Here is a 21,678-nt window from a genome sequence, read left to right as displayed (position 1 = left end):
TGGTTTGTAATCAGTGGTAATATGTGACCAATGTACACCGCAGTATGAAATGTCATACTATGTATGCAATTGATTAGCAACATCTGCACCTATGATCAAGGCATGGCGTTTGAGTTAGATTTAGTTATGCATACAAGATAATAAAATCTTTGAATTTGATAATATAGAGACAGTTTTATGGATTCGAATGAAGGGCTTAATGCACAGAATTTAGTTTTATATGATAATGGATCTAATCAAAATCTAGTAGGGTTCTTCGTTAAGTCCTCGTTTTAGGATTAGATGAAAACTAATTTATGAACACAATGAAAAAACCAATAATTCTATTTGCCCTGCTTGGTATGTCTTGTATGTACGCTTGTTCTGAGGAGGATGAGACAACTGATGCGAACAATGACGATGGAGGTACTTCAGGAACGGTAGTAGCCACACCTACTTCTGCCTTTGATGAATTTAACACAGATGCTGTAACAGTGTCTTTCAGTGATGGTGAAATTACTATTGTAACGAATACACTACCGAATCACACTTCCCCTTATTGGCAAGCCAATGATGATTTGTATATTGATCCGATCGTGGCTCAAGAGGAGAGTATTTCTCCTGGTTATATTACAGAAGGAAGTTATACTCTCACAGTTTCTACTAATCCAGAAGTGGCTACCACTACTAGCGAAACCGGCTTGGGAGCGATTGGAATTGCTGTAACGGGCGTACCTATTTATAATCAATCAGAAGGGCCGACAGATGTAACTGAAGGAACAGCTTCAGGTTTCGATTGGGCTGGGGGTCATTCTGGTCCTCAAGAATATCATTATCATATCGAAGCGCGTGATGAAGGAGAAACTTCCCCATTGACAATCGACGATAATAAACTTCTAGGCATCATGTCGGACGGCTTCTTAATTTATGGAAGAAAGTGTGAGTCAACAGGGGATTATCCTACGGATGGTGATGCATCCAATGGGCATTATTCTACCACTCAACATAGCGATGAAGAGTTTTATCACTACCACATCGTGAACGAAATTTATTTGAATACTTATTATTTGCTATTTGGTGTTGATCTTCAGGGTACACCTAACAGCATCATGTAAAAACTATTAAAATTGTCACAGGTGTATCAGAGATTCTTATTTATAGCTCTTTTCTTTCTCGTTGCATGTCAGGAACGACAATCTGCTGAAATCGCGATGTCTAAAGTGGATGAGCATGTGGCAAAACCAACTATTGAATATGATATCTCGGATTTGTTTTTCGATCGAAAAACAAGCCTTTGGCAATTCAAATCGGATTCCTCTTTGGTGTCTGGGGTTGTGAAGGAGTTTTTTTCAAACGGAACACTTAAGCGAGTATTTGGTCTATATCAAGGCAAAAAAGAGGGATTGTTGACCGTCTATTTTTCAAATGGACAGTTGAAATTTGAAGAGCACTATGAGAACAACAAACTACATGGAGAGGTAAAAAGGTGGTCTTTAACAAATGGCTATCAATTGAGGGCTTTACTTAACTATAAGAATGGTAAACTCCATGGAGGACAAAAGAAATGGTTTGTGACAGGGGAGTTGCACAAACTCATGCATATGAACGAAGGTAAGGAGAATGGACTTCAACAAGCCTTTAGAAAGAATGGAGTACTCTATGCGAATTACGAAGCCAAGAATGGCCGAGTATTTGGACTTAAAAGATCGAATTTGTGTTATGAACTGGATGATCAGCAGGTGGTTTATAAAGATTAATTTCGCTGGCCTTTTGCTGGCTGTGGTTGTTGTTGGTTGCTCAACAAAAGTCAAGGAAAGGACGAGCAGAGTGGCTCATTTGCCTTTTTACGATGAGGCTACTTTTACACCAAAATGGATTGATCCAGTAGATATTACTGACGAGTTTCATCACATCCCAGCGTTCTCACTATTCAATCAGGATGGAGAACAAATTACAGAGAGACGGTTGAATGATAAAATCACGGTAGTTGATTTTTTCTTTACCGTATGTCCTGGTATCTGCCCCAAGATGACTAATAACATGTTGATTGTACAAGAGGCATTTAAGTCAGAAGATGATGTTCAGATTTTTTCCCATTCTGTTACTCCGGACTACGATAGTGTGTCTGTTCTAAAGGAATATGCTCATCTCAAGGGTATAGAAAATGGTAAATGGCAGTTGCTCACGGGTGATAGAGATATGATTTATGATTTAGGTAGAAATCAATATTTCATTGAAGAGAACTTGGGCCTGCAAAAAGCCCCGGAGGACTTTATCCATACTGAGAATTTTCTCTTGATTGATCAAGAACGTAGAATCAGAGGTATCTATAATGGACTAAACAAAACCGCCATTCAGCAATTAATAGCGGATGCCAAGGCTTTGTTGTAATACTCAACTGAGTGCTATCAAATAAGCGCCAAATGATGGTTCAACGTGGCCTAAAGAGTTCATTCATGACTTGCCCCGTCCCAGTTGGCATGTCTAGTTGCATTAAGTAGGCAACTGTGGCTGTAATGTCGGTCATGCCTCTAACTGTTTCTACTTCAATACCCTTTCTGAAATCTGGGCCTGAGGCAAGTAACATGATGTGTCTACAGCCATCACAATTATCTCCATGGGAGACAAATCCATTTTTTATATGATCCAAGTGTCTACCGTGATCATTGGTGATAAAAATGGTAGTTGTACCTGCATAGACAGGGTCATTGTCTATAAAGTCAAGGAGGTCACCGATTAATTCATCCGTTAATAATAGGCCGTTGAGATAACCATCCCAATCATTTTTATGGCCAGAATAGTCTGGCTCTCTGAAGTTGATTAACACAAGTGATGGGTAATGCTTCTCTAGTATCTTGATACTGTTTTGATAGGTGATGGTATCGTGTCTATACCCAGTGCCCAGCCCGTTCACACCGCAATTGGTAGAGGCCAGTGATTGATTGTTCCAAGTACTATCTTTACAGTTGTTCAGAATTTCTAACTTGTCTTTACTCGCAATTACCCAAGCGGATTGATTTGAGTTATTGGTTTGGTTGAGCCAATATTGAAATATTGATGGGTTTTTTGGGAGCTCACTACCATTATTGGCTATTTCCTGATAGTTGCCTGTGACTAGTGCTGTATGCCCCGCATTTGTGTAGGTGGGGCCAAAGTTGAAAAATGAATTATAAGTTATTCCATTGGATGAGAAATAATTATATTGATTTGGTATGAGTTTTTTTTCGGGGTCACCCCATGATTCTGAGAATCTGGCGCCATCTACTACCACAATAAAAACGTGCTCAGTCAAGATGCCTCTGCTTTCTTCAGTTTCGCAAGAAGTTAGCAGTATAAACAAGATGGTAAGTGTGGAGATGATTCTAAACATCATTTGACCGAAATGTCCTAACTAAAGATACAGGAAATTTGCCTCAGACCATATCTGATCATTGGTGTTAGAACTTAAGTGTACCTTGACGCATATCTAGTAATATGCTTGTGGTATTACAGCGTATTTTATTTCACCTCAAAATCCAATACATTCTTTCCTTCAAGCGTAGCTAAAAGCTTATCTCCTGCCTTCACTAATCCTACGCCATATGCTGGTGTGCCCGAAAGAATGATGTCACCTGGATTCAAGGTCATAAACTGAGAAACATATGAGACGATTTGAGGCAGGTTGTAAACCATCAACGAAGAATTTCCTGTTTGTACGCGTTCTCCGTTAAGATTTAAAGCGAAATTGATGTCGCCTTCAAATTGATCAATTGAAACAAATTCGGAAATAGGAGTGGCCCCATCAAATCCTTTAGCTAGCGCCCAAGGCCCTTTGTTTTCTCTGCTTTTCTTTAATACATCTTTGGCAGTAAAATCGATGCAAACGGCCACAGCATCTACATAGTCCATGACATCTGCTTCATTGATGTTCTTTCCGGTCTTGGAGATACGATAGGCCAATTCTACTTCGTAGGCCACTTCATTGGATACAGCGGGCATCTCAAAGGGAGCGTTGTTTTTTAATAGTGTAGTTTCGGGCTTGGTGAATATGATAGGTGCCCACTTGGGCGATGGCATTTCTTCTGGCGTGTTTACGTAGTTTTTTCCTATTCCAATAATGGTCATGATCTGTAAATTTGAATTTTTCAAAACAAAAATAATCTATAAAGGAGTAAACGTTATCGAGCACGGAGCAAAAATTAATGGTAATAACACTCCATTGAGCTTCAAAACACAACCATCCGTATATTTTTTTTTATGGTTGACTTCTATTGGTCTTACTTTCTCTTAGAAACTAAAATTTCACCATGCCATTATTGATTGTTGTTGTCGGGATTGTGATCCTTTTTGTACTCATTGCCCTATTCAAGCTCAATGCCTTCCTTTCTTTTATCATCACCTGTTTGTTTGTAGGAATCACACAAGGTATGGAGCTGACTGCTGTAGCCCAATCTATTCAGGCTGGCATTGGCAACACCTTGGGATTTTTGGTGGTCATCTTAGGGCTTGGTGCCATGTTGGGCAAACTGGTCGCTGATAGTGGAGCTGCCCAGAGAATCACTTCCGCTTTGGTAGCTAAGTTTGGCATCAAATATATCCAATGGGCGGTGGTCTTGGCTGGCTTTATTGTCGGTATTCCGATGTTTTACTCTGTCGGTTTTGTGATATTGATTCCATTGGTATTTACAGTAGCTGCTTCTACCGGATTACCTTTGATTTATGTGGGATTACCCATGTTGACGTCATTGTCTGTAACGCACGGATTTCTACCTCCGCATCCTGCACCTACGGCTATTGCGGTCATGTTTGATGCTGATATAGGCAAGACCTTATGGTATGGGATCATTATAGCTATACCTGCTATCATTATAGCCGGACCACTTTTTGCCCGATCGATCAAGAAAATTCAAGGCTCACCCATGAAGGAATTTTATAATCCCGTGATTTTGAAAGACGAAGAAATGCCAGGGATGGCGATCAGTGTCTGTACGGCATTATTACCTGTCATATTGATTGGGTTATCCACTGGGATCAGTCAGTTCTTAAGTGAAGGCCAAACTAAAACCATTGTTGATTTCATTGGGCATCCAATGATAGCCATGCTGATTTCAGTATTGGTAGCTATCTATACTTTGGGTCTGTCCAGAGGCAGAAAAATGAAAACGATCATGGATGCCTTAGCAAGTGCAATTTCCGGCATTACCATGGTACTACTCATCATTGCAGGTGCTGGGGCATTTAAGCAGATCCTAACCGATAGCGGTGTCAGTCAGTACATAGGTGATTTGCTCAAAGGCTCATCGTTTTCTCCTTTGTTGCTGGCTTGGTTGATTGCCACTGTGATTAGAGTTTGTGTGGGGTCTGCCACGGTGGCCGGACTAACGGCCGCTGGAATTGTGCTACCCTTGATAGCTGATTCTGGAGTAAGCCCAGAACTGATGGTGATTGCGGTAGGCTCTGGCAGTCTCATGCTTTCTCATGTCAATGACGGTGGCTTCTGGATGTTCAAAGAATATTTCAACCTTTCGGTAAAAGAAACCTTGTCCACCTGGACAATTATGGAAACCAGTGTTGGCATCATTGGCCTCATTGGCGTTTTAATTTTAGACTTGTTAATTTAAAAATATGGATATCTCACCTTCAGAAAAAGCAAAAGAATTAGGGTTAGAATTTCCCCCTGCACCAGCACCAGCAGGGGTGTACCGCCCTGTATTGGTCGTAGATAATTTTCTATATGTATCTGGTCAGGCACCTATGCAGATGGACGGAACCCTCATGCAAGGTCGTGTGGGAGATAATGTAGATATGGAGTTTGGGAAATTAGCAGCGCGACAAACGGGTTTGACTATGCTGTCGACTATTCAGACACATTTTGGTTCATTAGACAAAATTAAGAGGGTCGTCAAGGTGCTCGGGATGGTCAATTGCACCCCCGATTTCATCAAACAACCGTATGTCATCAATGGATTCAGCGAACTATTAGCTGATGTATGGGGCCGCGAACATGGCATCGGAGTGAGAAGTGCTGTAGGTATGATGCTGCCTGATGGGATCCCTGTAGAAATTGAAGCCATGTTTGAATTGCATTAATAATGACTGAAATCAACTGGTTTGAAGTAAGTAATAAGGAAGGACTGAGGAGTACGCCTGCTTTGCTCGTATATCCAGATCGGATCATGCGAAACATTCAGCTCATGATTGAATTGGCTGATGGTGTTGAAAAGCTGCGGCCACATATCAAAACGCACAAATCAGCAGACATCATTAAACTCCAGTTGGAACGAGGCATCACCAAGTTCAAATGTGCCACCATACCGGAAGCAGAACTGCTAGCCAAGTCAGGTGCTAAAGATGTGCTGCTTGCTATGCAACCCGTTGGTCCTAACATCCTACGGTTTTTTGACCTGATGAAAAAATACCCAGCTAGCAACTTTTCTACTTTGGTGGATAATCAAAAATCCGTAGCTGATATTGCTGCAATGGCAGAAGAGGAGGGAGTGAATGCATCGGTTTGGCTGGATATCAACAATGGAATGAACAGAACTGGAGTTGTTCCTAGCGAAGCGTTGCCATTGTTTCAAAGTATGGTTGATGAACCTCGGCTTAGTATCCAAGGCCTCCATGTATACGATGGACATATCCATGATGAGGATTTGGTAATGAGAACGAATGCCTGCGAAGAGGATTTTGAACCTGTTGAAAGTCTAAGACAAGAAATAGCAAAATACGGAATGATGTTACCAAAAGTGATAGCCGGCGGAACGCCTACTTTCGCTTTGCATAAAAAAAGAAAAAATGTAGAACTGAGTCCTGGTACGCCACTGCTCTGGGATGCAGGCTATGGCGAGCACTTCCCAGATCTGCCTTTTGAAAACGCGGCAGTTTTAGCGACACGAATTGTTAGCCTACCTACTCCAAATTTGATCTGTCTGGATCTTGGTTATAAAGCCGTGGCTAGCGAAATGGAATTACCCAGAGTAAAGTTTCTTGGAGGTCACGATTTTGAAGTCATGGGTCACAACGAAGAGCACATGGTCGTCCGAACTAATGATCGTCATGGTCATCAAATCGGCGACCTCTTCTACGCATTGCCGATTCATATTTGTCCGACAGTCGTTCGATACGATCAACTGCTGAAGGTAAAAGGGAATGAATACGTTGGTTCATGGCCAGTGGCTACTCGATCACATTAATTTTATCAAAAACAAAAAATACAATCATGTTCATATTTGATGCACATTTAGATCTTTCGATGAATGCTCTAGAGTGGAATCGCGATCTGCGGTGGACAGTAGAAGAAATCCGAGCGAGTGAAGAAGGGATGACTGATAAACCAGATCGAGGCAGAGGGACGGTATCTTTTGATGCGCTAAGAAAAGGAAATGTTGGACTATGCGTGGCCACCCAAATTGCACGGTATGTAAAAAAATCCAGTACACTTCCTGGCTGGCATTCGCCTGAGCAGGCCTGGGCACAGACGCAAGGACAGTTGGCCTGGTATAAAGCGATGGAGGAAGCAGGCGAAATGCTGCAAATTACCAACAAGAAGCAACTTGAAGACCATGTGAGAGATTGGAACGATCCTACCACGAGCTCACCGATCGGGTATATTTTGAGTTTGGAAGGAGCGGATTCAATCGTAACTATTGATCATTTGGAGCGATCCTATGAGCAGGGATTGAGAGCGATAGGCCCTGCGCATTACGGACCAGGCACTTATGCCCATGGTACAGACTCGGTTGGAGGTATAGGCCAAAAAGGTAAAGCACTTTTAAAAAAGATCGAAGAGTTGAATTTGATACTCGATGCCACTCACTTGTGTGATCAGAGCTTTTGGGAGACCATGAAAGTGTATGATGGACCCGTATGGGCTAGCCACAACAACTGTCGAAAATTCGTAGATCATAACCGTCAGTATGCCGACGAACAGATTCTGGAGTTGGTTGATCGCAAGGCGGTGATAGGTATTGCATTGGATGCGTGGATGATGGTACCCAATTGGGTGCGGGGTGAATCTACTCCTCAAAGTATGGGTGTAACCCTCCAGCAGATGATAGACAACATAGATCACATCTGTCAGCTCGCTGGCAATGCCGACCATGTAGGTATAGGTACCGATCTGGATGGCGCGTTCGGTACCGAGCAATGCCCGAGTGATTTGGATACCATTGCAGATTTGCAAAAAGTGCCGGGTTTATTACAGGAAAAAGGCTACGCTGCTTCTGATATTGAAAACATCATGAGTAAGAATTTCTTAAATTTTCTAAAAATCAATTGGTAATTGAACGGTTGATTTCGTACTTCTTGCCAGATTTATCTGATCAAGTTAAAGATATAACACTCATAACCTGATCGCTAACCCGGTCGCAGCGACTGAAGCCGAATTCAAAAATATTCTTATCAATCGCCTGTTCATAAAGCTTTTCCTTTATCATTTGTTTGGCCCGATGTATTCTTACTTTAGCATTTGAAATGGAAATGTTCAAGATTTCGGCAATCTCTTTAATTGATATTTCTTCCACTTCCTTTAGTACATAGATGGTGCGGTAGGTAGTCTCGAGTGAGTCAATAGTGGCTTCAAGAAGTTGTTTGGCTTCCTGATGCATGATTTTCTTTTCTGGGTTCAATTGATTCGTGTCTGGCATTTCTAAAATAGTATGATCATCAACCAGAGTAGATGCTGAATGTAAGCGATTGAACTTGCTTTTTTCCTTGAGTCGAGCAAGTGCTTCATTGATTCCGATTCTGATCAGCCAAGTGGAGTAGGTGGCTGTCTGCTTAAACTGATCTAGCTTGTCATAAGCTTTCAGGTAGGTGTTTTGCATCACATCTTCGATCTCCGCATGATCATTAATATAGCTCCTAATCACACGATAAAGCTTTTGATTATTTCGCCTCAATAGTATTTCATACAACTCTTTTTCACCAGCAAGAATACGCCTGATGATATGGCTTTCGTTGATCAGGTGATGGTTAAAATCTTGAATTTTATGTAGTCCCATGGGCATTGTTTTTAGGGTTAGATCAAGCTTGCTCCAAAAAGTTACAACTTCTTGTAACCTTTTGTTAGACACTCAATCTAAAGCCCAAACAAAAGTAAAAATTATGAATTCAAATGTTCAATTAGTAAAAACAGCATTGCGATATACATTCGGGATTGTACCTATCGTAGCTGGGTTAGACAAGTTCCTCAACTTAATTACCGATTGGGGTCAATATTTGGCACCTGGGGTGGCTAGAATGCTTCCTATGGAAGCCGCCACGTTCATGATGCTAGTGGGTCTCATTGAAGTTGCAGCGGGTGTTCTAGTATTGGTGCGGCCAAAGGTTGGGGCGACCCTAGTGATGTCCTGGCTGGTTGCCATATCGCTCACACTCCTGTTCAGCGGCAATTTCATAGATATCGCTGTTCGTGATTTGGTGATGGCTGTGGGTGCATTTTCACTAATCATGCTTTCAGAAGATAACGCCTAATCGTAGTGCGGAAAAGATCATCGCGCAAATAGAAAATTTTGCGTGATGATTTTTTCTTATTTATCCAATTCTTCAACAACAAGGATTGATAGGCTTATGCATTTTCGTTCGACTTTTTTATAAGCCTTGATGAGTTGTTTTTCCTGAGAAAGTAGCTCATGAAGAAGATTTTGCAACTCATCAGTAAAGAATGTCTTTGGATTTAGTACTTTTTTGTGGAGAGATTGTAGTGCTTGCTCAGGTAAGCATATATGTGTTCTTTTTTAAAATCGTTGATCTCTTCGTACCGCATATCTATGGTGTTGAAATAGGCATCGTAAGTGGCGATTTCTCGTCGCAATGGATTTAAGATATCACCATTTTCTATCAACAGTCGATAGGTTCTAATGTCTGGATGATAATTGAGCCCTTTGGATAGGTCATGCACCAGACTTGCAATGGAATCAGTATTTGACGGCTTCAGTCTTGTCATAAATGTGGCTGCACTTTCGATGGTTTCTGGGACACTAATTAGATATTTGATCATGGCCGACAACTCCAGGGTATCACGGGTCAGATGCTTCTGGATCATTTCCAAATATGTGATTTCTATCAGTTTTGCTTTTTGTCTTCCGCCTGTTGATTGAAGTAAAAGGCGATAGTGATCCCAAGAAACACGATGATGAATCCAATAAGGTGATTCAGTCAATTGATCTGTTGAAGCCTGATAAACAATTTTTTCATGAGTATAGTATTCTACCCACAAGTATGTAAAATTATTGATTATCTCCTTCTTCCTCCACCATTTGCTTTCTTCTTATTCCGATTGGCAAAAAACTCCTGCTTGCGACGCTGTTTCTCTTTGTTCCACTCTTTCTTTTCGGCCTCTGTCATTGGCTTTTCAGTTTGAGGGAATGGGTTGTTTTTGATGACCTGTAGTGTAGTTTTGGTCAATTTTTCAATAGCCTTGATACGTACGTTTTCTTCTGGCTCACAAAGTGAAATGGCATTGCCTGCTTCACCAGCTCTTCCAGACCTTCCGATTCTATGTACATAAGTTTCAGCTTCTTCAGGCACATCATAGTTGATCACATACTTAAGTTTATCTATGTCGATACCTCGGGCAGCGATGTCTGTTGCCACTAGTACTCTGATTTTTCCTGCCTTGAAATCTTTGAGTGCTCTTTGTCGTTGATTTTGAGCCTTGTCTCCATGGATAGCTGCTGCTTTAATTTTCTTCTTATGAAGATCACGAGCTATTCGGTCGGCACCGTGCTTGGTTCGGCTAAAGACCAATACCTGATCTATTTTAGGGTCTGTCAAAATGTGAAGCAGCAGTTTTTTCTTGTCTGTCCTGTTGGTGTAAAACACAAACTGCTGGATAGTCTCTGCCGTGGAGGATACTGGGTTGACTTCTATTTTTTCAGGATTGGTTAGGATTTCATTGGCCAACTTCAAGATGCTCTTCGGCATAGTAGCTGAAAAGAAGAGCGATTGTCTTTTCTTAGGTAAGTAGGTAAGAAGTTTCTTAACATCATTCACAAATCCCATATCGAGCATGCGATCCGCTTCGTCCAATACAAAAATTTTGATTTGATCTAATGAGATAAAGCCTTGACTAATCAAGTCCAGCAACCTACCTGGAGTAGCGACCAATAGATGAACTCCACGCTTTAGTTGATCCACTTGCTGACCTTGTTTTACACCACCGAAAATCACTGCATGTTTTAGATTGGTGTATTTGCTATAGAGTCGAATATTGTCTTCGATCTGGATAGCCAACTCACGAGTTGGCGTCACGATCAGCGAAAGCAGTTGTGGTTTACCTCCTTTTCCTCCTTCTATTTCATGGATGCGCTGGATGATGGGGATGGCAAAAGCGGCGGTCTTTCCTGTTCCTGTTTGTGCAGAACCCAAGACATCATTTCGATCCAAAACCAAGGGAATGGCTTTTTCTTGGATGGCAGTAGGTTCAGTGTAATTTTTATCTTTGAGCGCCTTTAAAATAGGTGCTATGAGTGGCAATTCTTCGAATTTCATTATTTGCTGTAAAGTGCTGAAATGCACTTTTGGCATTTCTCTATGACGCAAAGGTAGGTATAAGAAATCCCAAACAGTCAGGAATTTGTGAATTGATTTTTATCTACCAAATTACCATTGGCTCAGTCTTAGTCTCATTTTAGTTTTATTGTTTTGCCATTTGCTAAAACTCGGTAGTATTTTCCGTTTTCAATTAAAAGCCCTTCTGATTTGAGCTTAGGAAAGTATTCGTAATAATCTGCTGGATGTTTAACATCAATCCCTATTACTCTACCATTATACTTCAGGTTCACCTGAGACTGAATGGTATGCCCAACAACAACTGTCTCAGCATTGAATTTATTCAAGCCGTGTTCAACTTCTTCAAGTGATAACTCAGCGTAAAAATATCCTCTGTACCAATATGGTGCTGTCTTAGAAGAGGTCAATATGTCTTCAGTTATGTCTCTGTTGAGTTTAGGGTAGTATGATGTATGATAGTTATCTCTAATAAGCTGGTTCATTTCTTCAATACTTCTTTTTATTTCTCCTAACTGTGGGCTAATACCCGCATGAACAAACAGATTTCCATTAATGAGTTCCATCGTGTTTTTGCTTTCTAACCAGCGACCTATAAAAGAATCTTTGCCATAAAATTCAAACTGTTTTCTGCCTAAAATGGAAGCAATATGATTGTATTTTAGCTTGGCGAATCTATGATCTCCTTGCATGTTCATGATTTCGTGATTCCCTAAAATGAAATGAACATTTCCTCCTTTCGATTTTGCATCTTGTTCTAGTTTATAAATGAACCATAAAACTTGAGTGGAGAAGTAACTGCGGTCTATAAAGTCGCCTAGTAGAACTAAATGGTTTTTTCCAAAAGTCCAATTCAAATTTTCGTCTATGACACTGCTTTCGATCAGAAAATCACGAAAGGTCTTGTAGTTACTTTCAATGTCGGAGATAGCAAGAATTTTTTGAGAATCGGAATAAATAGATTCAGGTGCCTCAAAGTCAAGATTTAGCCTGAAGCTAAAACTTGTTGAATCTAGCGGGTAATGGCATGTTAATAGGTCTTTGGAATTTGTATCGAATTCCATTTCTCTTGTTTCAAACCCGATCTCTTGGTTACCTTTTATGTAATTAACATTTAAAATGCTGTCATTTTTAAAGAAAACATAGGGTCCTTCATTGTTCCATACATCGGCTAAATTATTTCTACTATGTTTTATCGACTTGCCTGATAAAAACCCTAAGAATATGAATATCGATATTCCTATGAGTCCGGTGTATAATATATGTTTTAAGTATCTAACTATTCTTTTTTTCATGAATGTTGATTGGAACTAACCATGCATTTCTGTACGCATGATTTTGAATTTGATATCAGTTTTATTTTAAGGTGTTTTATCCGACCTTTTATTATTGCCGTTAACAAAAGAGATTAAAACTCAAAAGGGTATTACAATTTTTCAAGGAACTAGCTATTCCTTTTTAAAGATGCCGTGGCAATTCCAGCCAAAATAAGTAGCACACCACCTGTGCGGTTCATGATTTGAATGATTTTGCTGTTTTGTATGGTGGTCCGGAGTTTTCCGGCTAACAGGGCATACGCAGAATTTATAGGCAATACCAGTAACGCAAATGTGCCTCCTAGAATAAGCATTTGAGGAATAACGGGTTTGTTTGGTGAGATGAACTGTGGCATGAAAGCCATGTAGAAAATAATGCCCTTGGGGTTGAGCAGTGATACGGTGAAGGACTGAATCAGAATTTTTGTTTTACTCACTTTGTTGCCTTCAATTTTAACTTCAGATGGGTTTGGAGAGTTTCTCCAAAGCATTATACCTAGATAAACCAGATAAGCTGCTCCAATCCATTTGGTGAGATTGAACAAAAAAGACGAGGCAGCTAGAAGACCGCCAAGCCCAATAAAAGAAAGAACCATTCCGACCACGGCACCGGGGACTACTCCGAATACTGTAAATAAAGAATGTTTGGTGCCATGGCGCAGACCGTAGGCCATCACCATTAGATTGTTGGGGCCAGGAATACTAATAAGAACTGCGGAAGTAATGGTAAAGGCTAGCCAAGTTTCAAATGACATTTGGAATGAGTTTAGGTTAATAATTGGAGCCTACAATTGTAAGCCCTAGAGCCAAACGACTTCTGAGGTTATTTGGTTTTCCTTAAATTCTAAAACCCGATAAGCAAACCCTATGTTTTCTACCTCAGCCTTTTCTGAGTGCCGTTTGATCTGGATGCTGGCGGACGGTGTTATAGTCTGTTGGATATGTCCAGTAGTTTGATGATCATCCAGATGCAAATGCCCGCAGAAGATGTGTATAGGCTGAGAACGAGATTGAAGCAAATCGAGTACTTGCTCATCACCTTTAAGAGGAAACTCTAGATGAGGAGTAGTGTTGGTTAGGAGAATGGGGTGATGAACAAAAAGCAGCGTAGTTTGATCAGTTTGTAGTTCGGCTTCCAGCCAATCGAGCTGAGTACGGCTGATGGCATCGGTAGAGGTATCTAGATAAATGGATTTGAATCCATTGTTTTCCTCACTCCAATACCATTCCTTTCGTTCAGCTATAGCGGCTGGTCTCTTGGTTTTAATTACTTCATCAAAGTTTTCGTGATTGCCCAAAATGACCTTGTAATCCAAACCGCTTTGGTTCAGAGAATCAAGGAACTGTTGATGCGCCGATGGGGCACCGATGTCGCCAAGGAATATCATTTGGTTAATGTCTTTGGATAGAATGTCGTTGAGAATGACCTTCCAATTTTCCCAGGAAGAGACACCTTCGTCAGAGACCCAACTTTCTTCGGCATGTAGGTCGGTTACTAAGGCTATTTTCATCGTAAGTTTGAACTAGTTATTAAAACATGATCTACGAGATGTTTGAAATTTGGTTTAAATCTCCACCACCAATTTACCTTTCGCCTTGTTGTCCTCCATGTACTGATGAGCTTCGGCCACTTGATCCAGGGTGAAAACTGTATCGATGTTGAGGTGGATATTCCCTTTTTCTACTTCGTTGATAAATTCCTGAAGCAACTCTTTAGATAGATTTTTTGACTCACCCATATAGACGGTCAATCGACCCAAAGAAGGAATATCACCCATAGGCGTAAAGTTATCCAAGGTCCAGGCCCCGCCTAAAATGCCCGTCATACAAACCATACCTTTATAACCAATACACTTCAAAGAGTCTTTAAGTGTTTTGATGCCAATCAACTCTAATACTTTGCTGACTCCTTCTGGATAGAGTTGACGTAAATCTTCTTTCAGTTCGCCGACATCGATTAAAACATGATCGGCTCCATTGTCAAGTAAAGTTTGGGTTTTGTCAGGATTTCGAGTGGTAGAGACTACAATGGCTCCAAGGCTTTTGGCTAACTGACAAGCTAGCATCCCGATAGAGGAGGTGCCGCCGCGTATTAGCAAGGTTTCACCTTGCTGTAATTCTAACGCTTGGTTCAAGGAACCGGATACGGTCTGAAACATTTCAGGTATGGCACCCAGCGTACTCCATGGCAACTGGCTTTTGAATGGAAAGATAATTTCCAGAGATACTAGCGCATATTCGGCATAGCCCCCATCAAAAAATCTCCCCATTCCACCCATGATAGCGGCCACTTGCTGTCCGGATGCATAGGTGCCAGAAGGATCATTTTCTACCACGCCTACGCATTCGATCCCTTGAATCCTAGGAAACGTCACGCCTGGAGATTCGCCTTGGCGGGTGAACATCTCCGATCGGTTCAGCCCAAAGGCTTTGACTTGTATGAGTACCCAACCTGATTTGACTTCAGGTTGGGGTACTTCTTGTATTTGTATGACTGACGGTTCACCCGCCTGTGTAGTAACTGCAGCTTTCATTTGTTTTCTTTGGTATTAACTAATCTTTAGGACCAAACCATACAAATGGGTTGTGGGCTATTTCCCATAGATGTCCGTCAAGGTCTTTGAAGTATCCATGAAAACCACCCCAATCTGCCTTTTGCGGTTTTTTAACCAATATGGCTCCGGCTTTGATAGCCTGATCTAAAACATCCAAGACTTCTTTTTGGGATGACACATTGTGAGCCAGGTTGAATCCACTGTATCCATTGCCTTCAGCATTTACACCTGCGTCTTTAGCCATATCCTCACGCTTGGATAGTCCAAGCCACGTTCCGTTTAAGTTGAAAAAAGCAACTTCTGGAGGTGAATCCATCATGGGTAGTTGAAGTCCATCACGATAAAATTTTATTGACTGATCTAAATCTTTGACACCCAGTGCCACCATACTGATTCTAGGTTTCATAATTACTTCATTTTGTTGAATATGTAAGAATCAATTTTCCAACTATCGTTCTCTTGCTTCAATACGAACAATTCTCTGTTTTCTTCCGGGACAGTATTACCTGTTGTATGAATCAATGTTGTGCCTTTAGAAGTAGTTCGAGCAAAGGCGTAGTTACCAATGATTTCGATTTCTTCGATGAAGAATTCAATGTTAAGCTGGATTTGACTGAATACAAAGTCATAGGCCGTTTTTACCTGTTCTTGTCCGATGGAAGTAGACGCACCTGAAGGCATAAATACTCAGTTTTCGGTATAGAGCAACAAAACCTTTTCAGAACTAGATTCATTTAGTGCATCTCTGTAGTTGAACAGTGTTTTTTTAACCGCTTCTTTTGTGATTTTTTCTTTCGATTGACTGCAGCCGATCGTGGATAAAAGTGCTATAGCTAAAATCATGATTTGTTTCATTGTATTTGTGTTTTAGAATGAAGCAAAGGTGAGAGGGGATTACGGAATTAACCCTTGCTCTACTTTAAGAAATAAGCTTGATGTAGTTTAAGAATTCTTTGTCAGCTGACTTCGAATTCGGCTCAGAAATTCCGGGGTGATTCCTAAGTAAGAGGCGATTTGGGCACTGGGTAGACGATTGATCAGGTGTGGGTGATCTGACATGAAATTAAGATATCGTTCTTCAGCCGTTGTACTGATCGTTTGCAATAAGCGTTGTTGAAGTTCGATATATTGATTTTCTACAATGACCCTGAAGGTTCTGTTGAACTTCAAGTGATTTTCATAGAAATAGATCAGCTCTGATTTATTGAGTTGGATGATAGTGGAAGGTTCTATGGCCTCAATATACAATTCGCTTGGCCGATCATTGTGCAAACTGCCAATATCAGTGATCCATTCGTTTTCTATAGCGAATAGTAAATTATGTTCTTTGGCGGCTTCATCTACTTTGTACATTTTGAAACAACCTTCCACTACAAAAAAATAGGACTTGCATATTTCTCCAGCTGAAAGTACGAATTGCCTTCTTTTTACTTTTCTCACAGTCGTTTTTTGATGCAACGCATCTATTTCTTCCTGACTGAGCAGTAGATAATTATTAAGATGATCAATAAGTGTTTGAAGAGGCATCAGTCAGATTTCTTCTTGTAGTATCTTGGTTTTCCGGGTTCTCGTTTAGGTTTCACTCTTCGAGAATACCCTCGTTTTAAAACATGTAGGTAGAACCGTTCCACTTTTTCTCGAGCCCAAGGAGTTTTACGCAAAAACTTCAAGCTGGATTTGACCGAAGGGTCATAAGTGAAGCAACGGATGTTAACTTCTTCACCCAAATATTCCCAGCCGACATTTTCGACGAGGTAGTCCAAGATGTCAGCCAATTTGACGCCGTGGAGCGGATTGTTTATTTGTTCGTGATCACTCATTTTCTATTCTCGTGGAGTGCATCATTTTGAGTTTCCATATTTCACCTACTTTTACGGCCACTACACTTTCGAGCCAGTGCATCTTATGCACTATTTCATGATCCTTCGTCCATACCGCCCAATTCTTGTAGCCAGCCCATATCATATCTCCGGATTTTTCCATTTTAATAAATTCAAAACGATTGGTTCGGGTAGCCCTGTCTGAGTTTTGCAACGCTTTAGTAATGTAGTATTGAATGGTGTCATTGTTCCACACCTCGCCATGCTCTAGCAGAATAAAGTCAGGTGTCAAATAGGTATCCATTTTGGTGGAATCATAATCAGATAGCAGGCTTTGGAAGGTATCAATAACCAATTGCTGAACCGCGGTCTCTTCCTCTTTGCTCGGTTGAGTTTGAGCTTTAGTAAGAAAAGGAATCGCAAGTAAGATAATGATTAGTAGTTGTTTCATAGGATTGGATTTTGCTTTGAGCAAATATATGAGATTCGTCATCAGTTCAATTGACTGATTCTGACCTTCTTCTTTTTCAATCGGCTATTATTGAGTTGGTTGATGAGTTGTTTTGATTTTGAAGAAGGAACAGCAACGAACGCACAATCTTGTTTCAATTCAATCATGCCTAGTTCTTCTTTAGTCAAATTCCCTTGTTTCATAAATAGGCCCGCGATATCACCCTTAGAAATTTTGTCCTTGCGTCCACCAGATATAAAAAGGGTAGTTACTTCACTGTTTTTGAATTGTGCAGATTGGTTTAGTGTTTCTTCATTTACGTCGCGTATATAGTCAGGAGCTCTTTCATTTTTTACTTTGAGCAAATAAGCGGTGCCGTCTTGCTGCATTCTGGCAGTTCGCCCATTTCGGTGAGTAAACTCTTCTTGTTTGGGGGGTAGTTGGAAATGGATGATAAAATCCAACGCAGGTACATCTATGCCTCGGGCAGCTAAGTCCGTCGCTAGAAGCAATCGACTCGTGCCATTTCTGAACTTGATCAAAGCTCGCTCACGGTCTTGCTGCTCCAGTCCTCCATAAAAACATGCATGATCTATATTTTGATTCCATAAATAATCACTCACTTCTTGAATGGTATCCTTGAAATTGCAGAAAATAATGCCGTTGCCGGTTTGAATGTGGTTTAGTAATTGAACCAGCGTACTCAATTTGTCGTCGTTTGAAGCAGTAACCAATTGAAGAGATAGCCTGTTGGAAGTAGCATCCAAAAAATCTAATTGCTCTGGGTTTTTTAGCCCAACCAAGTCTGGAATATCCACCTTTTGTGTGGCCGAGGTCAGTACTTTCTTTCTCACAGATCGGAGTTTATCAATGATCTCCAGCATCTCCGATTCGAAACCGACTTCCAATGATTTGTCGAACTCATCTAGGACCAGCGTCTCGATGTAGTCTGTGTTAATTGTCTCTCGTCGGAAATGATCCGCCACTCTGCCGGGTGTACCCACAAGTATGGCTGGAGCATGTTTCAAGTCGATTCTGTCTTTCGAACCAGACCGCCCACCATACACGGCATTGGCTTTGAAGCCGCTACCCATTTCCCTGATTACTTGCTCGATTTGAATGGCCAATTCTCGTGAAGGCACCAAAATCAATAGTTGTACTTGCTCTAGGCCGGCGTCTAGTGTTTTGATCAAAGGAAGCAGAAAGGCTAATGTTTTGCCCGTGCCTGTAGGGGAAAGCAAAACTACCTCATCATTTTCCGCAATGGCATTTTGTGTAGCCTCTTGCATGGGGTTGAGTTGGCTGATGCCCAGCTTCTGCAAAATGGCGGCTTGGTCTTTTGTTTTTCCTGACATGCCACAAAGGTATCTTAATTCCTTTGTGGAATAGCCCGACCTTTATTTTATAAATGCCTTGACTATGGCCAAACTCTCTATTGGGCTCTCTTCCATAGGTACGTGCCCGACATTGGGCATGATCACCAAGGTGTCATTGGACAAATCAGTCTGAAATCTATAGGCACTTTTGGTTGTGGCGAGCAGATCGTCCGCTCCCCAGAGAATCAGTGTAGGTTGTTCGATTGTCTTGATCAATTCTATTTGATTTCCTTTTATATCTGTGGTCATGCGGTCCACCAGACCTTGTCTATTTCCTTCCCGCAAAGTGAGTTCAAAATATCTGGCTACCAATTCTTCAGTGACTTTGGATTTGTCAGCATAAACACTTTCTACACTGGATTTGGCCATGAATTTAGGGGTGATGAAAGTCAATATCTTATTCAAAACTGGCATCTTCGCTATCGCAAATGCTACCGGAACTTTCTCTGATTCTAAAGGGTAACCTGCGGCATCAATGAGAATCAGTTTTTTTACTGTTTTGGAATTTTCAACTGTGTAATTCCATGCAATTTGTCCACCTAGTGAATTGCCCCCCAAAACGCAGGAGTCAATATTTAATTGGGTTAAAAACGCTTCAATGAATTTCACATAGTGAATCATAGTATAATCTCGATCTGGAAACGGGCCTGTAAGCCCAAAGCCTGGTAAGTCCATTCTAATGATTCTTCGTTCATTTTTCAAGCCTTCTACCCATGCATCGAAAGTATGTAAGCTAGCACCAGTTCCATGGATAAGCACAATAGGTAAGGAGTCTTGGGGATTGCCCTCATCTCTGAAATGCACCTCCATATCCATGATTGGGATAAATGCAGAAGGTGGTTGAGCATATTTTTCTTTGAGTAGATCAAGATCCAAATCTGCATACCCAAAAAGCACGGTAATGATGATCAATGAGGTGAGAATAAAAGCCAGTGTAAGTTTAAGAAGAGTTTTCATTTTAAGAAGTTTAGGAATTCTATTATTACGTCAAGAGAGTAGCCTTCCACCCTTAATGAATTGATTATTATTAATTCTATTCATTAAGGGTGATGCTTTCAATATCTTTGCGCCTCGAATGGCAATGGAGAAGAAAAATATAAGCAAAGAAGACCTGGAGGCTTGTTTAAAAACCCTTCAGGGTTTGGTGGAGGATAGTCAACCATTGGTGGACCTGTCAGAGGAACAGCGTGTGGCACTGATGAAAGCGGCAGGTGAGGTATCTCGTCCTGATCGGACGGAATTGCGTAAGCGAAGAAAAGATCTCAAGAACAAAGAAAAGGCCGTTGTTCGAAAGCAGGATCGAGAGGCCAGAGAAGCCACCGGCATTCGTTCAGCTCGAACGGCTAAAGTATTCGAAGCGCCAGATCAAATCCTACTGCCAGCCGCCAAGTTAGACATGGAAGGCAAAGAGCTGAACTCACCACGCAACTGCTATGTGTGTAAGGTGGAATATACGAAGCTCCACCCATTCTACGATACGATGTGCGAGACATGCGGGGATTTGAATTATGCTAAGAGATTTCAAACCGCTGATCTCACAGGACAAGTAGCCCTAATGACGGGTTCACGTTTAAAGATCGGCTATCATGTCACGCTGATGATGTTGAGGGCGGGGGCTACAGTGATCGCCACCACTCGTTTCCCTGCAGATTCGGCTATTCGTTTTGCCAAAGAAAAGGACTATTACAAATGGAGTGACAGATTGCATATCCATGGATTGGATTTGCGTCATACGCCGAGTGTAGAGCTGTTTTGTACTTATATAGAACAGACGTATGATAGACTCGATATTTTGATCAATAATGCTGCTCAGACGGTGCGGCGTCCACCGGGGTTCTATTCTCATATGATGGACAAGGAGCAGTTACCATTCGAGGATCATTCGCCAGATGTTCGGCAATTGCTGACTAGTCATCATAACTGCTTGAATCGAATTGGGGTTGTAAGCCCTTCAGGTAAGGATACTTCTTCATTGGCAGTTTCCTGGAATGAAAAAGCACCAGGACTTGGACTGCGTGCCTCTGCACAATTGTCACAGATACCTTACAGTTACGACGGCGCGTTGCAAAACGAGGAAGTATTCCCGGAAGGGAAACTAGACGTGGATTTGCAACAGGTTGATCTCAGAACCACTAACTCCTGGAGACTGAAACTAGGAGAGGTACCTACACCTGAGTTACTTGAAGTTCAATTGGTGAATTCCATTGCGCCATTCGTGCTTTGCAATCGTTTGTCTTCCATGATGAAACGGGAAAATACAGGCAAGAAGCACATCGTGAATGTGACGGCGATGGAAGGTAAATTCTATAGATTCAAAAAAGAACCTCGTCACCCACATACCAACATGGCCAAGGCTGCCTTGAATATGTTGACTCATACCTCGGCAGGCGAATTGGCCAAACATGGCATCTATATGAATGCGGTAGATACAGGATGGGTGACGGACGAAGACCCTGTACAGCTTTCTAAATTCAAAGAAGAGAAACATGACTTTCAACCACCATTGGATATTGTGGATGGTGCGGCTCGTGTGATGGACCCAGTGTTCGATGGAATTAACCGAGGGGAGCACTGGTGTGGCAAGTTTTTGAAGGATTATTTTCCGATTGATTGGTAGCTGTATTTTTAGTCACTGCTGAGTTTCTTCCATGACCCCAATGGGAGTAAATTGAAACAGGAGTTTTAGAGTCT

General features: G+C 41.3%; 26 protein-coding genes. 9 read left to right on the top strand and 17 right to left on the bottom strand.

The genetic code is table 11. The features are described from left to right. Window positions 1-305 precede the first annotated feature (305 nt). The 3 genes from ACO6S2_RS15125 to ACO6S2_RS15115 are packed head-to-tail and all read left to right on the top strand — an operon-like array spanning window position 306 to window position 2,370. A complete protein-coding gene (locus ACO6S2_RS15125; RefSeq protein WP_422359396.1) occupies window positions 306-1,094 on the top strand; it encodes a YHYH protein in 789 nt (262 codons plus the stop codon). 21 nt (window positions 1,095-1,115) lie between these two features. Further along, window positions 1,116-1,736 carry a toxin-antitoxin system YwqK family antitoxin gene (locus ACO6S2_RS15120; RefSeq protein WP_422359395.1) on the top strand — a complete coding sequence of 207 codons (621 nt, stop codon included), beginning with the start codon at window positions 1,116-1,118 and terminating at the stop codon, window positions 1,734-1,736. Continuing rightward, the gene (locus tag ACO6S2_RS15115; RefSeq protein WP_422359394.1) at window positions 1,699-2,370 is read left to right on the top strand and encodes an SCO family protein; all 672 of its coding nucleotides are present in this window, start codon (window positions 1,699-1,701) and stop codon (window positions 2,368-2,370) included. Before ACO6S2_RS15120 ends, ACO6S2_RS15115 begins: the two co-directional genes overlap by 38 nt. A gap of 40 nt (window positions 2,371-2,410) precedes the next feature. Here ACO6S2_RS15115 and ACO6S2_RS15110 read toward each other — a convergent pair whose 3' ends face one another. Both ACO6S2_RS15110 and ACO6S2_RS15105 read right to left on the bottom strand, forming a co-directional pair. Next, window positions 2,411-3,352 (bottom strand): alkaline phosphatase family protein, encoded by a 942-nt coding sequence (locus tag ACO6S2_RS15110; RefSeq protein WP_422359393.1) that lies wholly within the window; start codon window positions 3,350-3,352, stop codon window positions 2,411-2,413. A gap of 125 nt (window positions 3,353-3,477) precedes the next feature. Next, window positions 3,478-4,083: a fumarylacetoacetate hydrolase family protein gene (locus tag ACO6S2_RS15105; protein WP_422359392.1), complete on the bottom strand. Its 606-nt coding sequence runs from the start codon at window positions 4,081-4,083 to the stop codon at window positions 3,478-3,480. A 182-nt stretch (window positions 4,084-4,265) separates the two neighbouring features. Here ACO6S2_RS15105 and ACO6S2_RS15100 point away from each other — a divergent pair, with 182 nt between their 5' ends. Genes ACO6S2_RS15100 through ACO6S2_RS15085 form a run of 4 tightly spaced genes read left to right on the top strand, consistent with a single transcriptional unit; the run spans window position 4,266 to window position 8,239 of the window. Continuing rightward, the gene (locus tag ACO6S2_RS15100) at window positions 4,266-5,579 is read left to right on the top strand and encodes a gluconate:H+ symporter (RefSeq protein ID WP_422359391.1); all 1,314 of its coding nucleotides are present in this window, start codon (window positions 4,266-4,268) and stop codon (window positions 5,577-5,579) included. A gap of 4 nt (window positions 5,580-5,583) precedes the next feature. Continuing rightward, window positions 5,584-6,048 (top strand): RidA family protein, encoded by a 465-nt coding sequence (locus ACO6S2_RS15095; RefSeq protein ID WP_422359390.1) that lies wholly within the window; start codon window positions 5,584-5,586, stop codon window positions 6,046-6,048. A gap of 2 nt (window positions 6,049-6,050) precedes the next feature. Then, the gene (locus ACO6S2_RS15090) at window positions 6,051-7,151 is read left to right on the top strand and encodes a D-TA family PLP-dependent enzyme (protein WP_422359389.1); all 1,101 of its coding nucleotides are present in this window, start codon (window positions 6,051-6,053) and stop codon (window positions 7,149-7,151) included. A gap of 26 nt (window positions 7,152-7,177) precedes the next feature. Then, window positions 7,178-8,239, top strand: a complete 1,062-nt coding sequence (locus tag ACO6S2_RS15085) for a dipeptidase (protein ID WP_422359388.1) — start codon at window positions 7,178-7,180, stop codon at window positions 8,237-8,239. Window positions 8,240-8,279: 40 nt separating this feature from the next. Here the strand turns inward: ACO6S2_RS15085 and ACO6S2_RS15080 are convergent, their stop codons facing one another. Further along, complete coding sequence (locus ACO6S2_RS15080; protein ID WP_422359387.1) at window positions 8,280-8,960, bottom strand: RNA polymerase sigma factor; 681 nt, start codon at window positions 8,958-8,960, stop codon at window positions 8,280-8,282. Between the two features lie 103 nt (window positions 8,961-9,063). Between ACO6S2_RS15080 and ACO6S2_RS15075 the strand changes: the two genes are divergently transcribed. Next, a complete protein-coding gene (locus ACO6S2_RS15075; RefSeq protein ID WP_422359386.1) occupies window positions 9,064-9,432 on the top strand; it encodes a hypothetical protein in 369 nt (122 codons plus the stop codon). A 202-nt stretch (window positions 9,433-9,634) separates the two neighbouring features. Here the strand turns inward: ACO6S2_RS15075 and ACO6S2_RS15070 are convergent, their stop codons facing one another. From ACO6S2_RS15070 to ACO6S2_RS15005, 14 genes are all read right to left on the bottom strand, one after another. Then, window positions 9,635-10,177: a hypothetical protein gene (locus ACO6S2_RS15070; protein WP_422359385.1), complete on the bottom strand. Its 543-nt coding sequence runs from the start codon at window positions 10,175-10,177 to the stop codon at window positions 9,635-9,637. Between the two features lie 17 nt (window positions 10,178-10,194). Then, a complete protein-coding gene (locus tag ACO6S2_RS15065) occupies window positions 10,195-11,451 on the bottom strand; it encodes a DEAD/DEAH box helicase (RefSeq protein ID WP_422359384.1) in 1,257 nt (418 codons plus the stop codon). A 134-nt stretch (window positions 11,452-11,585) separates the two neighbouring features. Beyond that, window positions 11,586-12,764 carry a metallophosphoesterase gene (locus ACO6S2_RS15060; protein WP_422359383.1) on the bottom strand — a complete coding sequence of 393 codons (1,179 nt, stop codon included), beginning with the start codon at window positions 12,762-12,764 and terminating at the stop codon, window positions 11,586-11,588. Window positions 12,765-12,913: 149 nt separating this feature from the next. Then, on the bottom strand, window positions 12,914-13,540 hold the full coding sequence (locus ACO6S2_RS15055) for a LysE family translocator (protein ID WP_422359382.1): 627 nt from the start codon (window positions 13,538-13,540) through the stop codon (window positions 12,914-12,916). A 45-nt stretch (window positions 13,541-13,585) separates the two neighbouring features. Further along, on the bottom strand, window positions 13,586-14,296 hold the full coding sequence (locus ACO6S2_RS15050; RefSeq protein ID WP_422359381.1) for a metallophosphoesterase family protein: 711 nt from the start codon (window positions 14,294-14,296) through the stop codon (window positions 13,586-13,588). Between the two features lie 54 nt (window positions 14,297-14,350). Further along, window positions 14,351-15,319 (bottom strand): zinc-binding alcohol dehydrogenase family protein, encoded by a 969-nt coding sequence (locus ACO6S2_RS15045; protein ID WP_422359380.1) that lies wholly within the window; start codon window positions 15,317-15,319, stop codon window positions 14,351-14,353. Between the two features lie 19 nt (window positions 15,320-15,338). Further along, window positions 15,339-15,746, bottom strand: a complete 408-nt coding sequence (locus ACO6S2_RS15040; RefSeq protein ID WP_422359379.1) for a VOC family protein — start codon at window positions 15,744-15,746, stop codon at window positions 15,339-15,341. 2 nt (window positions 15,747-15,748) lie between these two features. Beyond that, the gene (locus tag ACO6S2_RS15035; RefSeq protein ID WP_422359378.1) at window positions 15,749-16,021 is read right to left on the bottom strand and encodes a hypothetical protein; all 273 of its coding nucleotides are present in this window, start codon (window positions 16,019-16,021) and stop codon (window positions 15,749-15,751) included. Between the two features lie 6 nt (window positions 16,022-16,027). Next, window positions 16,028-16,195 (bottom strand): hypothetical protein, encoded by a 168-nt coding sequence (locus ACO6S2_RS15030; RefSeq protein ID WP_422359377.1) that lies wholly within the window; start codon window positions 16,193-16,195, stop codon window positions 16,028-16,030. Between the two features lie 87 nt (window positions 16,196-16,282). Then, window positions 16,283-16,867 carry a Crp/Fnr family transcriptional regulator gene (locus tag ACO6S2_RS15025; RefSeq protein WP_422359376.1) on the bottom strand — a complete coding sequence of 195 codons (585 nt, stop codon included), beginning with the start codon at window positions 16,865-16,867 and terminating at the stop codon, window positions 16,283-16,285. After that, window positions 16,867-17,160 (bottom strand): VF530 family DNA-binding protein, encoded by a 294-nt coding sequence (locus tag ACO6S2_RS15020; RefSeq protein ID WP_422359375.1) that lies wholly within the window; start codon window positions 17,158-17,160, stop codon window positions 16,867-16,869. The genes ACO6S2_RS15025 and ACO6S2_RS15020 overlap by 1 nt, the downstream gene beginning before the upstream one ends. After that, window positions 17,153-17,611 carry a DUF4440 domain-containing protein gene (locus tag ACO6S2_RS15015; protein WP_422359374.1) on the bottom strand — a complete coding sequence of 153 codons (459 nt, stop codon included), beginning with the start codon at window positions 17,609-17,611 and terminating at the stop codon, window positions 17,153-17,155. The genes ACO6S2_RS15020 and ACO6S2_RS15015 overlap by 8 nt, the downstream gene beginning before the upstream one ends. 41 nt (window positions 17,612-17,652) lie before the next feature. Beyond that, the gene (locus ACO6S2_RS15010; RefSeq protein WP_422359373.1) at window positions 17,653-18,966 is read right to left on the bottom strand and encodes a DEAD/DEAH box helicase; all 1,314 of its coding nucleotides are present in this window, start codon (window positions 18,964-18,966) and stop codon (window positions 17,653-17,655) included. Window positions 18,967-19,008: 42 nt separating this feature from the next. After that, complete coding sequence (locus ACO6S2_RS15005; protein WP_422359372.1) at window positions 19,009-19,944, bottom strand: alpha/beta fold hydrolase; 936 nt, start codon at window positions 19,942-19,944, stop codon at window positions 19,009-19,011. Window positions 19,945-20,068: 124 nt separating this feature from the next. On the opposite strand from ACO6S2_RS15005, the gene ACO6S2_RS15000 reads away from it, so the two are divergent. Continuing rightward, window positions 20,069-21,604 (top strand): SDR family NAD(P)-dependent oxidoreductase, encoded by a 1,536-nt coding sequence (locus ACO6S2_RS15000; RefSeq protein ID WP_422359371.1) that lies wholly within the window; start codon window positions 20,069-20,071, stop codon window positions 21,602-21,604. The last annotated feature ends 74 nt before the right edge of the window (window positions 21,605-21,678 follow it).

It is taken from the genome of Reichenbachiella sp., assembly GCF_965233835.1.
GTDB lineage: Bacteria > Bacteroidota > Bacteroidia > Cytophagales > Cyclobacteriaceae > Reichenbachiella.
This window is presented reverse-complemented; position numbering and strand designations above follow the sequence as displayed.

What these genes read in the sequence shown, in the direction of transcription:
- ACO6S2_RS15125 (WP_422359396.1), top strand. Translation starts at nt 306, where the DNA reads ATGAAAAAACCAATAATTCTATTTGCCCTGCTTGGTATGTCTTGTATG.
- ACO6S2_RS15115 (WP_422359394.1), top strand. Translation starts at nt 1,699, where the DNA reads ATGAACTGGATGATCAGCAGGTGGTTTATAAAGATTAATTTCGCTGGC.
- ACO6S2_RS15110 (WP_422359393.1), bottom strand. Translation starts at nt 3,352, where the DNA reads ATGATGTTTAGAATCATCTCCACACTTACCATCTTGTTTATACTGCTA.
- ACO6S2_RS15105 (WP_422359392.1), bottom strand. Translation starts at nt 4,083, where the DNA reads ATGACCATTATTGGAATAGGAAAAAACTACGTAAACACGCCAGAAGAA.
- ACO6S2_RS15100 (WP_422359391.1), top strand. Translation starts at nt 4,266, where the DNA reads ATGCCATTATTGATTGTTGTTGTCGGGATTGTGATCCTTTTTGTACTC.
- ACO6S2_RS15095 (WP_422359390.1), top strand. Translation starts at nt 5,584, where the DNA reads ATGGATATCTCACCTTCAGAAAAAGCAAAAGAATTAGGGTTAGAATTT.
- ACO6S2_RS15090 (WP_422359389.1), top strand. Translation starts at nt 6,051, where the DNA reads ATGACTGAAATCAACTGGTTTGAAGTAAGTAATAAGGAAGGACTGAGG.
- ACO6S2_RS15085 (WP_422359388.1), top strand. Translation starts at nt 7,178, where the DNA reads ATGTTCATATTTGATGCACATTTAGATCTTTCGATGAATGCTCTAGAG.
- ACO6S2_RS15080 (WP_422359387.1), bottom strand. Translation starts at nt 8,960, where the DNA reads ATGGGACTACATAAAATTCAAGATTTTAACCATCACCTGATCAACGAA.
- ACO6S2_RS15075 (WP_422359386.1), top strand. Translation starts at nt 9,064, where the DNA reads ATGAATTCAAATGTTCAATTAGTAAAAACAGCATTGCGATATACATTC.
- ACO6S2_RS15065 (WP_422359384.1), bottom strand. Translation starts at nt 11,451, where the DNA reads ATGAAATTCGAAGAATTGCCACTCATAGCACCTATTTTAAAGGCGCTC.
- ACO6S2_RS15060 (WP_422359383.1), bottom strand. Translation starts at nt 12,764, where the DNA reads ATGAAAAAAAGAATAGTTAGATACTTAAAACATATATTATACACCGGA.
- ACO6S2_RS15055 (WP_422359382.1), bottom strand. Translation starts at nt 13,540, where the DNA reads ATGTCATTTGAAACTTGGCTAGCCTTTACCATTACTTCCGCAGTTCTT.
- ACO6S2_RS15050 (WP_422359381.1), bottom strand. Translation starts at nt 14,296, where the DNA reads ATGAAAATAGCCTTAGTAACCGACCTACATGCCGAAGAAAGTTGGGTC.
- ACO6S2_RS15045 (WP_422359380.1), bottom strand. Translation starts at nt 15,319, where the DNA reads ATGAAAGCTGCAGTTACTACACAGGCGGGTGAACCGTCAGTCATACAA.
- ACO6S2_RS15040 (WP_422359379.1), bottom strand. Translation starts at nt 15,746, where the DNA reads ATGAAACCTAGAATCAGTATGGTGGCACTGGGTGTCAAAGATTTAGAT.
- ACO6S2_RS15035 (WP_422359378.1), bottom strand. Translation starts at nt 16,021, where the DNA reads ATGCCTTCAGGTGCGTCTACTTCCATCGGACAAGAACAGGTAAAAACG.
- ACO6S2_RS15030 (WP_422359377.1), bottom strand. Translation starts at nt 16,195, where the DNA reads ATGAAACAAATCATGATTTTAGCTATAGCACTTTTATCCACGATCGGC.
- ACO6S2_RS15025 (WP_422359376.1), bottom strand. Translation starts at nt 16,867, where the DNA reads ATGCCTCTTCAAACACTTATTGATCATCTTAATAATTATCTACTGCTC.
- ACO6S2_RS15020 (WP_422359375.1), bottom strand. Translation starts at nt 17,160, where the DNA reads ATGAGTGATCACGAACAAATAAACAATCCGCTCCACGGCGTCAAATTG.
- ACO6S2_RS15015 (WP_422359374.1), bottom strand. Translation starts at nt 17,611, where the DNA reads ATGAAACAACTACTAATCATTATCTTACTTGCGATTCCTTTTCTTACT.
- ACO6S2_RS15010 (WP_422359373.1), bottom strand. Translation starts at nt 18,966, where the DNA reads ATGTCAGGAAAAACAAAAGACCAAGCCGCCATTTTGCAGAAGCTGGGC.
- ACO6S2_RS15005 (WP_422359372.1), bottom strand. Translation starts at nt 19,944, where the DNA reads ATGAAAACTCTTCTTAAACTTACACTGGCTTTTATTCTCACCTCATTG.
- ACO6S2_RS15000 (WP_422359371.1), top strand. Translation starts at nt 20,069, where the DNA reads ATGGAGAAGAAAAATATAAGCAAAGAAGACCTGGAGGCTTGTTTAAAA.